Source organism: Microvirga tunisiensis, assembly GCF_009296175.1.
GTDB lineage: Bacteria > Pseudomonadota > Alphaproteobacteria > Rhizobiales > Beijerinckiaceae > Microvirga > Microvirga tunisiensis.
In genome coordinates this window covers 1-10,076 of sequence record NZ_VOSK01000234.1, presented here as the reverse complement: position 1 = coordinate 10,076, position 10,076 = coordinate 1, and the positions used below count along the sequence as shown (strand labels likewise).

Genomic DNA, 10,076 nt, shown 5'->3' with positions numbered 1-10,076 from the left:
GACTGGGTCGCCGATCAAGCCCTTCTTGTGAAGCCGATCCGTCGTTGCCCAGTCGAAGCCCTTCCAGGCACAACGCTCGTTATGCAGCGTCAGCCATAACAGCGCCAAAACGGCATCGTCGATCTTGTCCTCATCGATCTCCATGAACCGACGTTACCACGCGCGGCACCCAAAATCCCGCGGCCCCGCTCGGATGGATACGGGGGAGTGGGGCATTCTCTATGAGATGTCACCCTCCCTACTCTACTCAGCCAATCGCAGCTCATCCTTCCGCTGCTCGATGCGATCGAGGAACGGGGAGGGGCCGCGAAGGCACGCGATATCTATGACCTGGTGGCCGAGAAGGTTGATTTGCCGGACAGCGAACGAACCGCTCGAATTACGATCTCCGGACAAACCTATAATGCGTTCGAGCGCGAGGTGCGCTGGGCCCAGCAGCGAGCAAAACTTCATGGGCTCTTGCGACCGGCCGATGCGGGCCTGTGGGCACTCACCGACAAAGGGCAGTCGGCTCTCACGAAGGCCACTCCTGGCATCGTCGTCACGATCTTCATGACCGACAAGGGCGTCGCCCTTTGGGGACACTGCGAGGATGCTGTCGGGCTGCTCGATGACAACAGTTTGAGTCTCGTCTTTTCGAGTCCTCCGTATCCGCTCCTGCGTAAGAAGGAGTACGGAAACTTGGATGAACGGGAGTATCTTGATTGGATGCTCCGTCTGGCCGAGCAGTGGATGCCGAAACTTGCCAAGGACGCGTCCGTCGCCCTCAACCTGGGTGATGCCTGGCGTCGTGGCGAACCTACCCTCTCGCTCTACCAGGAGCGGCTTCTCATTAAATTTGAGGATGAGTTAGGCCTGAAACTCTGTCAGCGCTTTGCTTGGCAGAACCCGGCGCGGCTCCCGAACCCGGCGGAATGGGTGACGGTGCGCAGGATCCGCGTGAAGCCATCTCTTGAGAATGTCTTCTGGTTGTCCGCCTCGGACAATCCATACGCTGACAATCGGCAGATTCTTGTCCCCTATTCCGACAGCATGAAGGCAGTCCTGAAGAGGGGAGGGCAGGAAGCAGCAACGCGGCCAGCCGGATACAAAATGGCAGAAGGTGCGTTTGGCAGTGACAATGGCGGCGCCATCCCTGGCAACCTCATCGTCGCGGCCAACACCGAGAGCAATTCCGACTACATCCGGAGCGTCAAGGCGGCCGGTCTTCCGGTCCATCCAGCCAGGTTCCCCGCGGCATTGCCTGAGATGTTCATCAAGTTCCTCACGCGACCGAAGGATCTCGTGTTCGAGCCCTTCGGCGGCTCTCTCACGACTGCCGCCGTTGCCGAAGCCCTCGACCGCCGATGGGTCGCTTCAGAGTGCATGCTCGAGTACATCCTCGGAGGGCAGCTCCGCTTTTCTAAGCGGATGGCAGCCTAGATCAGCTTTAAGCAGCCATTAACCATACTCTGCCACCCTGACATTAAGGTCTTCGCTCAGTGGACCTTAATCCAATGAACCCCGTGCAGCTGCTCCATCGCTGCGCGGGGTTTTGGTTTTCTAATGACAGCTGTTCTCCCCTGTACCCTCTATCACGCAACCCCTCTTTACCGGTACGATCCCTAAGCGACGGACAATCACGGCATCTGGGATCCCGCTGTTCAAGGTCAGATCAAAGACCATGGCCTGAAACCAAGCATGCATTCGAGTAGGGATGTGCCGGTTATCTTCCTGACCGACGAAGTCGGGATCGCCACAAACTACGCTGAATGTAATCGCGGTGAGGAGTGGCCGGTTGATTGGATTGTTCTGGCGGTCGATGCGTCCGTCATAGACCCGGCGCACCTGCTACCGGATATGGATCAAGAGGCCCAGATCATGGCCGATGACATACTGGCGCAAGGCTACACCCAGGCCGAGTGGAACGCCGGAATGATCCCCTGGGCCTCTGTATTCAAGATTACCGGCCAGGTGAGATACGCGGCGCCGGTCCCCGATAATGCCATCAGGCCTTACAAACTCCTGCCTGTGGATCCCGCGTCAGAATAATCTTTTGTTAAGGGCTGGAGCCTACCTCTGGCCTCAAGGATCAACCTGACTGATCCTGTCCTCCGAGAACCCTGCGTAGCATAGCCCCCGCTGCGCAGGGTTTTCTGTTTTCGGATTCGGCCGTCGCGGTAGGCGCCGCCTCTGACCAGCTCTCGAAGCTTCCCCTCTCAAATCATCTTTGGAAATGACCCAGCTATCGCTCTTCGACCTATCGATGCGGTGGAATAGCCGCCGCGCGTCCTACCGTCCCTCTCAGGAGCCGATTGACCCCAGCCAGTTCTCTGTCGCGCCGATCGGAGATGCAGCCGCCCGAGAATTTGTCATCAAACATCACTACTCAGGATCCTACCCGGCGGCGATCGCCGCCTATGGACTGTTCGAAAGGATCGCTCCTTTCCAGCAGGAACTGGTCGGGGTGGCGGTATTCTCGGTCCCGATGCAGCCGAAGGCCGCCGCCGCATACGGCGCCGCGCCCGATGCCAAATTCTGCGAGCTCGGTCGGTTCGTTCTGAAAGACCATGTCGGAGGCAATGGGGAGACCTGGTTATTGTCGAGAGCCCTGCGCTTGCTCGCCCAGGACAAGCAACGGCCTGACCGCCGGCCCCGCTACGACCTTTGCCTGTCGTACAGCGACCCTGTTCCGCGCACGACGGCCGATGGGGATTTACTGCATATTGGTCACGTAGGTAGAATCTACCAAGCCTTTGGAAATTCTATATATTTGGGACGTGGGACAGCCCGCTTCCACTGGCTCACACGCGACGGATCAATCGTCTCTCCCCGAGCTCTCTCCAAGCTTCGTAACGGCGAGCGAGGCGCTGCCTACGCCTACGAGTTCCTTCGCTCACATGGTGCGCCAGCTCGCGCCCTTGGCGAACCGGAGGCTGACTACATTCGCCGTGCCCTTCAGGAAGGACCGTTCCGACGGATGCGCCATAACGGCAACCATGCCTATGTCTTCCCGTGTGGGACGCATTCTACTCGCCAGGAGATCCGCCGACGGATGGATAAAGGACTGCCGCGTCCCACCAAGACGGATCTTCCGTTGGCGGCCTAGTATTTAAGATCGGACGCTTGGCATCCTGATTGCGGCTGTTAGCGATGCACCAGAATGTTGACCAAGCGTCCGAATGGATCACGGACGTAGAACCGGGTCACGCCCCACGGCTCGGATGTGGGACCATACTCAATCTCGAACCCTGCAGCCTGCATCTTCCGCTGAACGTCAGACAGATCATCGACCTCTATGGAGAGGTCGGGCACGGGAGTACCCGAGCCTCCCTCGGTCATCACGCTGATCTGGGGTGCCATGTTGCCATGAGCCACAAAGGTCATGATCCACCCGAGATCCAAGCCGATCTCCATTCCAAGCACGTCGCCATAGAAGGTCTTTGCAGCATCGAGCCGGTCGACGGCCAGATTTGCAACGATGCGCCGTACAGCCATGGATTGCCTCCCTGAATTGCCCCACGGGCGCGGACCAAGCGTCATTTCCCGGCCGCTAGAATCTACTCCAAATATCCGAGCGGCTGAACGATCCTATTAACAGTTCTTAACCATCCTTCCCGACCCGCGCCCGACTCATAATGCCGGATCGCGAGTCCAACCTCGCGCCGAATACTACGCAACATCGAATCAAGTGCGTAACTTGGAATCACCCGGAACCGAGCCTTTACATGCGAATTGACTCCGCCTTTTGGGCTAAATGATTCCAGCCAAAGAAGTTTCCCACCGCTGAATCGATCTATTGTGAATGGATTCTTGACGCGCGACTCCACAGCCAACTCAGAATCGGTCATCTCTCGAAACGGCACGAGTGTAATTGGTGGATGCCATGCCTGACGCTAAACGAGCCGAGAGAGTTCAGCGCTTCCGTAAGTCTCGCCGGGAACGGGGAGACAAGGAAGTGAACGTCTGGATTCCTGGGCTTCTGAACGCGGCGATCGACCAAGCTGTCGAAAGTGGTCGCTTCAAGTCGCGTGAGGCCGTCATCACCCATGCTCTCGAGGCCATGTTTGCCCAAAAGGATCGAAATGTCGTGACGTAAACCAGGCAAAGCAAAAGGCCCTCGAAGTTTCCAGCTTCGTGGGCCTTTGGAGCTACCCGCGAGGGGCGGCGTAAAAGAGTGTGTTGCAACCTCCTTATGCCATCCCGACAAGCTGACTGTCAAGAGCATCGGTTACGGTGAACGCTCCCGCTTTGCCCTCAACATGGAGGGTACGATGCAGCTTGCATCGTCAGGAGGCCGGCGGCTGAGACATGCCGCTCTGGTCGCGAGAGAACTTGCGCTCGAAGCCGGGCGTACGGTGACACGTAAAGAACTATCTGCCGCGGCCAGGGACGCCGCCAAAGCCTTGAACCTGCCAACCACGCCTCGAGTGGTCCTATCCGAGCTCGTCGCCTGCTGGGGCGAGCAGGGATGGGAGCGCCTCCTGGTCTGGCCGTCGAACGACTATCTGGTCGGCCGGACGGCGCTGACAGACCGGGCCATTCGGAAGTCCGTCCGCAAACTCGTGGATCTTGGACTTATCGTTCCCAAGGACTCCCCGAACGGGAAACGCTATGCGGTCAAGGACTTGGCCGGGGAGATCGTTGATGCCTTCGGCTTTGATCTGACGCCCGTCTACGCCCGCAGAGGGGAGTGGGCTACGCTGCTGATCGAGCAGAAGCAGCGGCGTCAGGCTCAAAAGCAGGCCTTCGATGAGGTGACTATCTGCCGGCGCGCAACCGAAGAAGCTCTCAGTGCCCTTGCCGAGCACTATCCAGACCTTGATCGCTCCAGTCTGGAGGATGATCTGAAAACCCTGAAAGCCAGGACGCCAGCACGGTCGAAAACTTCTCTTCCGACGGGTCTGCTCGACGAGTGGAGCCTGTTGAGAAGTCACGCCGAACAGGCCTTTTTAGATGCGGGCAATGGAGGAACCAGATTCCGGCACACTAATAACAACAACGGATTTCCTAGTGAGCCTTGTAACAAGGGCTTTCCGACGAAAGCTGAGGCGGTTCGTTCAACCGAACAAACGTCAGAGCACCTATCACCGGAATTGATCCTTGAGGCCTGCCCCACCCTTAGCGACTACGGTCAGCCCGTGCGGGATCTGGCCGATGTCGTCTCCGCCGGGCGCTACCTGCGCGCTTCCCTTGGGGCGCATGAAAGCGCCTGGGCCGAGGCGGTGGAGGACATTGGCACGGTCAAGGCAGCCATTGCGGTGATCTACGTCCTGCAGCTCTACGAGGACGATGTAGCCAAGAACGGCGGCGAGAGCCGGATCAAGAACCCGGGCGGCTACTTCCGCGCGCTGACCCGCATGGTGAAAGTCGGCAAGATCGACCTCGCCGTCGAACTCCTGGCCATGAGGAGGCGAAGAATGTCATAGGGAGGGGAAGCATGCGCGTCGAGAGGGCGACGGGCCAGTGTGCCTGGGTTCACAAGGCGGCATTAGAAGGGTACATCACTGCTGTGAATCGTTCATGCTCAATGGATTCAGGACTTTGATTAGACCTTGTCCGTGCGGCTGCGCGACACTGGCGCATGGCTCAAGACACGATCCAATATCTCGTCCTGCACCGGTGCGACCCAAGCTGCAACATGGCTCGCTACTACGTGCTGTCGATCGAACCGAGCCTGTTTGGGGATGCGACCCTGATCCGTGAGTGGGGTCGGATTGGTCAACGAGGACAGCGGAGGGTCGAGATGTACGAAAATCAGTCATGTGCAGTGGAAGCCCTCGAGATCTGGCTCCAGCGAAAGCAGCGCCGCGGCTATCTACTCCAAAGCGGATAGGGGAGAAGCACAGCGGGACTTAGTTTGGACTCAGCGAAGGACTTTGAGCAGTTCTTCAACAGCTTCAGCCTCCTTGAGGCTGCCTCTCTCGTACTGGCGCAGCACCTCTCTGATTTGGGCGCGCTTTGACCGTGAGCTGTCAACGCGCTCATCAGGGGCAGTTGATGACCGTTGGATCACTGGTGGCAATTCGGGCTTGCGGAAGTACGTCTGAGCTTTTTGCAGCAGTCTCATGGTCAGCATTCGTGGCAGACGCCTCTCAATGATCGATATAGGCGCTCTTGAGGCCACCTGGTCGCCTCCTATCCTTGGCAACTGGCAGGATTAAGGAAGACAGACTTTGGTAGAAAGCTTTGGAACGGGAAAGCCGCACTTCGATCTTTGCTATAATGTGAGCAGAGCTTCGACAGTGCTAGCAACTGACGGGGTCCGGCGGACGCTGAGAGGATGACACCGAATGGACGAGAGCTTCTCACCGACCATTTTTCTGTATGGCATGGCTCTCGTGCTCGCCGTGGGAAAGGCGTTCACGCTGACGATTTGGCGGACACTTCCGAAGCCCAGACCAGGGCTGAGGCAAGAGATGTTGCAGGCCTGGAAGAACCGCAGGCTTCAGAAGCAGGCCGCAACGAACGCAGTTCAGCCTCCTCGCAAAGAGCCGACGGCGGACGACTCCTCGAGGACTGCTGACGGATCTAAGAGGGAGCCACACGCCACAACGCCCGCTCCCATAGACCGGCGGCTTACTTCCGAGCCGCCATGAGGTCATGGGTAAGGACAGTGAGCTTGCCGATCAGCGATGCCATATCGCTTGGATCGCATGACCATTGGGTTCCGATAGCCGCCCCATCGGAGGATACTGACACGACAGCGAGCGAGCGCAGCTTGCCCTCGCGGGCGAGCCGCAGATGCTCCTGCAGGAGGTCGATCATCGAAGCTGTGTTCTCGTCGACGGGCGGTGTGTTGACGGGACGGAGCTTGGCCACCGATCTACGTTCGCTCGCTTGTTTATCGCTCATGATGCACCCCTCAATAATTCCCAGGCTCTTGCAGACCTCTCATCGAGAATGCGCACTAGACATAAACCAAGTGTCAACAATAGGCCGACATAGTAGAAACATCGGCCGTGTCGTTTTTCGACAACAGTGCTGAGTAAGCTTAGCCAATACGACAGGCAGCTGCGCTGATGAGGATTCTCTACAGTCGTGGGTCAGCAGTCAGCAACTGCGCGGATGTAGACACAGATGGGTGACGGCTTACGTGAGGAATGCGCAAACAACACTTGGCTCAACAATGTGAGGGATAGGGATTCGCTTGAACTCGACCTCCAGGCCGACCGTATGTCCGAGGCCGAAGTGGCCCTGCGCCTGGCCGACTTCATCCTGTCGCTTCCTCATTCGGGAGCGATGGCAAGTGTCGCCATTGATGGAGCCAGCATCAAGGTCGGCGACGCGATCGTCTTCGACATCGGCCGCTTCATGGCTGGGATCGGATGGGAGCAGATCAAGGAGCCGCAGTTCGGCCGGAACGTGCGAACTGGCGCTTACCGACGCAACGACAAGACCATCCGGGTGCACTCGCGACCAGGTGAGGGCGACGTAGTCGCCACAATCGATGGCCGCCGCGTCGTCGCCCAATGCAAGAAGGGTCCACTGGTCCGAAAGCCTGGAGGTCCGGAGTATGCATTGCTCACCGCCGCACTCGGGCAGGCGCTGTTGTTCGATGTCTCTGCCGATGACATCGTGGTCACAGCGGTTCCGGACACACCTGTCTTCCGCAAGCTCGCGGAGATTTGGCGAAGCCGTCCGCTCGTCAGACGGGCCGGCATCCGGATCTCCCTCGTGGCACGCGACGGCGCAGTCTCTGGGCTGGACGTATGACAGTGGCGCTAACCTGTTGATTCCGCAGCTGGTGATGGCAGCCTCGTCAACATCGGCAAGTAAATCACGGGTTTGCGACTGGACCAGTGGAAACTTGTATCAGTGGGAGCCAGCGGCGCTGGCTATAATCAACTCAAGCTTCGGCAGATCTGTGTGGTGCATCAGCAGCACGCTGTTCTTGTGTGCGAGCTGATGGGCTGACTTGGCGAAGACTGAGTTTGTGACCACCACGGCATATGAGCGTCCTGGAAGGCGGCGGCAGCGTAAGCTTCCTGAACCGCCTTGTTGCCGACGGCGCCATTGTAGAACTTGCACTGGATGACAACCCGGCTGCCGTCCTTCTCGGCAATGATGTCGGCGCCCTGATCGCCTGATCCAGGAGGGAGCGCAGCCTGCCATCCGGCCTCCTGCAGGATCTCCCGGCAGTAGACTTCGAACTCCCTGCCGGTCATGAGATCCTCGACCTCCGTGTCTGACGGTGCGGTTACCTGGTAGCGATCAACGATGCGGTCGATCCGGCTCCTGAGGCGACCAAGATGCCGCTTCGGGTCACTGGCCAGAAGATGGTCGATCTTCCTGCGCTGGAAGTCCGGCAGCAGCGTCTTCCTGATAAAGGTGTTCAGGTGCTTGTCCCAGGCTTCCTCGGACACGTTCCCGTATTCGTCGGGCGAGAGCATATGGGCCCGCTTGGTCGCCAACGTTCTTACATGCTTCAGGGCAGCGCGGTCCGTCAGGTCCAGAATGACAAGATGAGAATGGACCTTCGTCAGCCGCAAGAAGAGCTGAAGTCCCAGCGCCGACCAAGCCGCCACCGGCTGGAGATACAGTCCGATGAGAAAGGCCGCGATCAATGCGAGGCTGAATATCTTGTGTCTCCAGAGATAGCGAAACATTCCCTTTTCCGCGCCAGTGGCGGTTGTCGACGTGACTGTCCCTCCTTTCGGTAGCCGAGCGGGGTTACCAGCGGCTTCCCAGAGAACTGGGATATTGGGAACCCACAGGATTATTTCCGCTGCTTCTGCTGGGTGATCTGGATCCGGTCGAGAATGGGGCCAGCGAACTCTCGCAACTCATCGGCAGTGCTGATCTCGCCTTGCTTGATCAGGAACGGCCCCGTGTGGAGCCGGATCATCAACTCCTGAGCTGGCTGCTCCTCGCCGGTGGCCGGCCCACCCTTTGCTACTTGGTTCTCAGGACGGCAGCGGTCCAGGATCTCCATAAGACGGGTGGTCACCGCATCTCATTCCAGTGAAAGCCACGAGGGTGCTCTTTGATAAACTGCTCTCACTAAGGAAATCAGACGGTGAGGTCCCTATGGTGGGAATGCTCCATTACGTCAGGCACAACGAAAAGGCCGCCCCACATTTGGAGCGGCTTGCTATGAGCGCGGAGCAATCCGCGATGTGGGCAGGGTCTTAGACCTGCAGATTGGTCGCAGATTCCTTGCCGGTGCGCCGATCGGCTTCGACCTCATAAGAGATTTTCTGCCCATCCTTCAGGCTGCGCAGGCCTGCACGCTCCACCGCGCTGATATGCACGAAAACATCCTTGCCGCCATTGTCCGGCTGAATGAAGCCATAACCCTTCGTCTCGTTGAACCATTTTACAGTGCCAGTCGCCATCTCGTCTCAAGTCCCTCGTGGTTTCCTCTGGCGGAGCATTATGTTCCACCCCTTCGCTGACGTCGCCGTCAGAAGGAGCCCAAGTAGGTCGCCATAAGACTTGCAACGCGCGCGCTGCGGGTGTTTGCTGGGGAGCATGCAACACCATGATCACTCTCCCGAGACGTGGCTCGATGAGGCGGATCGCACGCGGCTGGCTGCCGCGCTTGCCGGCGCCCGCGAGGCCCGTGTGGATCGCCGCCTCGAGGCGCTGCTGTTGGTGGCCGAGGGGCATCCCGTGGCCGAGGCAGCCCGCCGCTGCCGGGTCAACCGCTCCAGTGTGCACCGCTGGCTCGTCCAGTACCGGGCCGAGCATGAGGCCAGCGCGCTGGGCGACCGGCCGCGCAGCGGGCGCCCGCGCCGCCACCCGAGGCTCACGCCGCAGCGGCTGGCGGCAGCCCTCGCGCGCGATCCGCGCCGCTGCGGCTACCAGGCCACGAGCTGGACGGTGCCGCTGCTGGCGCACGACCTGGCCGCGAAGGGCATCGCCGTCAGCCCGCGCACGCTGCGGCGCCGGCTGCACGAGGCGGGCTATCGCTGGAAGCGCCCGCGCTACGTCTATGTCCAACGCGCAGCTCATCTGGCGCAGAAAAAGATCCTATGAGGCGACGGACAGTGGAACTCGGGTAGGGTTTCGGGGTCCGACATCCGAACCCTGGAGACGCCCCATGGACCTCTCAACCGTTGCTCTGCCCGTCAGCGAGAAGCCTGCCACACTTT

16 protein-coding genes are annotated in these 10,076 nt (G+C 59.3%); 9 read left to right on the top strand and 7 right to left on the bottom strand.

What is annotated here, in order from left to right:
• Positions 1–144 (bottom strand): DUF6429 family protein (locus FS320_RS48550; RefSeq protein WP_244626992.1); only part of this gene is annotated, 144 nt, incomplete at its 3' end.
• Positions 145–264: 120 nt separating this feature from the next.
• Here FS320_RS48550 and FS320_RS31425 point away from each other — a divergent pair.
• The 3 genes from FS320_RS31425 to FS320_RS31415 all read left to right on the top strand — a co-directional run bounded on the left by FS320_RS31425 (position 265) and on the right by FS320_RS31415 (position 3,088).
• Positions 265–1,422, top strand: coding sequence for a DNA methyltransferase (locus FS320_RS31425; RefSeq protein WP_338105566.1), 1,158 nt, complete (start codon positions 265–267; stop codon positions 1,420–1,422).
• A 276-nt stretch (positions 1,423–1,698) separates the two neighbouring features.
• Entirely contained in the window at positions 1,699–2,031 is a 333-nt protein-coding gene (locus FS320_RS31420) for a hypothetical protein (RefSeq protein ID WP_152716363.1), read from the top strand.
• Positions 2,032–2,215: 184 nt separating this feature from the next.
• Entirely contained in the window at positions 2,216–3,088 is an 873-nt protein-coding gene (locus FS320_RS31415) for a Mom family adenine methylcarbamoylation protein (protein WP_152716361.1), read from the top strand.
• 38 nt (positions 3,089–3,126) lie between these two features.
• On the opposite strand, the gene FS320_RS31410 is transcribed toward FS320_RS31415, so the two are convergent.
• Positions 3,127–3,477, bottom strand: a complete 351-nt coding sequence (locus FS320_RS31410) for a VOC family protein (RefSeq protein ID WP_152716359.1) — start codon at positions 3,475–3,477, stop codon at positions 3,127–3,129.
• 388 nt (positions 3,478–3,865) lie between these two features.
• Between FS320_RS31410 and FS320_RS31405 the strand changes: the two genes are divergently transcribed.
• From FS320_RS31405 to FS320_RS31395, 3 genes are all read left to right on the top strand, one after another.
• On the top strand, positions 3,866–4,078 hold the full coding sequence (locus FS320_RS31405) for a hypothetical protein (protein WP_152716357.1): 213 nt from the start codon (positions 3,866–3,868) through the stop codon (positions 4,076–4,078).
• Positions 4,079–4,253: 175 nt separating this feature from the next.
• Entirely contained in the window at positions 4,254–5,408 is a 1,155-nt protein-coding gene (gene repC / locus FS320_RS31400) for a plasmid replication protein RepC (protein ID WP_152716355.1), read from the top strand.
• A gap of 155 nt (positions 5,409–5,563) precedes the next feature.
• Positions 5,564–5,815, top strand: a complete 252-nt coding sequence (locus FS320_RS31395) for a WGR domain-containing protein (RefSeq protein WP_152716354.1) — start codon at positions 5,564–5,566, stop codon at positions 5,813–5,815.
• A gap of 30 nt (positions 5,816–5,845) precedes the next feature.
• Here the strand turns inward: FS320_RS31395 and FS320_RS31390 are convergent, their stop codons facing one another.
• A complete protein-coding gene (locus FS320_RS31390; protein WP_152716352.1) occupies positions 5,846–6,049 on the bottom strand; it encodes a hypothetical protein in 204 nt (67 codons plus the stop codon).
• Positions 6,050–6,272: 223 nt separating this feature from the next.
• Between FS320_RS31390 and FS320_RS31385 the strand changes: the two genes are divergently transcribed.
• Positions 6,273–6,578: a hypothetical protein gene (locus tag FS320_RS31385; RefSeq protein ID WP_152716350.1), complete on the top strand. Its 306-nt coding sequence runs from the start codon at positions 6,273–6,275 to the stop codon at positions 6,576–6,578.
• Here the strand turns inward: FS320_RS31385 and FS320_RS31380 are convergent.
• Entirely contained in the window at positions 6,559–6,834 is a 276-nt protein-coding gene (locus FS320_RS31380; protein ID WP_152716348.1) for a hypothetical protein, read from the bottom strand. The two genes, FS320_RS31385 and FS320_RS31380, sit on opposite strands and share 20 nt — an antisense overlap.
• A 225-nt stretch (positions 6,835–7,059) precedes the next feature.
• On the opposite strand from FS320_RS31380, the gene FS320_RS31375 reads away from it, so the two are divergent.
• Positions 7,060–7,695: a hypothetical protein gene (locus FS320_RS31375; protein WP_244627517.1), complete on the top strand. Its 636-nt coding sequence runs from the start codon at positions 7,060–7,062 to the stop codon at positions 7,693–7,695.
• Positions 7,696–7,856: 161 nt separating this feature from the next.
• Here the strand turns inward: FS320_RS31375 and FS320_RS31370 are convergent, their stop codons facing one another.
• The 3 genes from FS320_RS31370 to FS320_RS31360 all read right to left on the bottom strand — a co-directional run bounded on the left by FS320_RS31370 (position 7,857) and on the right by FS320_RS31360 (position 9,317).
• Positions 7,857–8,588 carry a restriction endonuclease gene (locus FS320_RS31370; protein ID WP_152716346.1) on the bottom strand — a complete coding sequence of 244 codons (732 nt, stop codon included), beginning with the start codon at positions 8,586–8,588 and terminating at the stop codon, positions 7,857–7,859.
• A 110-nt stretch (positions 8,589–8,698) separates the two neighbouring features.
• Positions 8,699–8,929 carry a hypothetical protein gene (locus FS320_RS31365; RefSeq protein WP_152716344.1) on the bottom strand — a complete coding sequence of 77 codons (231 nt, stop codon included), beginning with the start codon at positions 8,927–8,929 and terminating at the stop codon, positions 8,699–8,701.
• A gap of 181 nt (positions 8,930–9,110) precedes the next feature.
• Positions 9,111–9,317, bottom strand: a complete 207-nt coding sequence (locus FS320_RS31360) for a cold-shock protein (RefSeq protein ID WP_152716342.1) — start codon at positions 9,315–9,317, stop codon at positions 9,111–9,113.
• 136 nt (positions 9,318–9,453) lie between these two features.
• Here FS320_RS31360 and FS320_RS31355 point away from each other — a divergent pair, with 136 nt between their 5' ends.
• Positions 9,454–9,960, top strand: a complete 507-nt coding sequence (locus FS320_RS31355) for a helix-turn-helix domain-containing protein (RefSeq protein WP_244627516.1) — start codon at positions 9,454–9,456, stop codon at positions 9,958–9,960.
• The last annotated feature ends 116 nt before the right edge of the window (positions 9,961–10,076 follow it).

What these genes read in the sequence shown, in the direction of transcription:
- FS320_RS31415 (WP_152716361.1), top strand. Translation starts at nt 2,216, where the DNA reads ATGACCCAGCTATCGCTCTTCGACCTATCGATGCGGTGGAATAGCCGC.
- FS320_RS31410 (WP_152716359.1), bottom strand. Translation starts at nt 3,477, where the DNA reads ATGGCTGTACGGCGCATCGTTGCAAATCTGGCCGTCGACCGGCTCGAT.
- FS320_RS31405 (WP_152716357.1), top strand. Translation starts at nt 3,866, where the DNA reads ATGCCTGACGCTAAACGAGCCGAGAGAGTTCAGCGCTTCCGTAAGTCT.
- repC (WP_152716355.1), top strand. Translation starts at nt 4,254, where the DNA reads ATGCAGCTTGCATCGTCAGGAGGCCGGCGGCTGAGACATGCCGCTCTG.
- FS320_RS31395 (WP_152716354.1), top strand. Translation starts at nt 5,564, where the DNA reads ATGGCTCAAGACACGATCCAATATCTCGTCCTGCACCGGTGCGACCCA.
- FS320_RS31390 (WP_152716352.1), bottom strand. Translation starts at nt 6,049, where the DNA reads ATGAGACTGCTGCAAAAAGCTCAGACGTACTTCCGCAAGCCCGAATTG.
- FS320_RS31385 (WP_152716350.1), top strand. Translation starts at nt 6,273, where the DNA reads ATGGACGAGAGCTTCTCACCGACCATTTTTCTGTATGGCATGGCTCTC.
- FS320_RS31380 (WP_152716348.1), bottom strand. Translation starts at nt 6,834, where the DNA reads ATGAGCGATAAACAAGCGAGCGAACGTAGATCGGTGGCCAAGCTCCGT.
- FS320_RS31375 (WP_244627517.1), top strand. Translation starts at nt 7,060, where the DNA reads ATGGGTGACGGCTTACGTGAGGAATGCGCAAACAACACTTGGCTCAAC.
- FS320_RS31370 (WP_152716346.1), bottom strand. Translation starts at nt 8,588, where the DNA reads ATGTTTCGCTATCTCTGGAGACACAAGATATTCAGCCTCGCATTGATC.
- FS320_RS31360 (WP_152716342.1), bottom strand. Translation starts at nt 9,317, where the DNA reads ATGGCGACTGGCACTGTAAAATGGTTCAACGAGACGAAGGGTTATGGC.
- FS320_RS31355 (WP_244627516.1), top strand. Translation starts at nt 9,454, where the DNA reads ATGCAACACCATGATCACTCTCCCGAGACGTGGCTCGATGAGGCGGAT.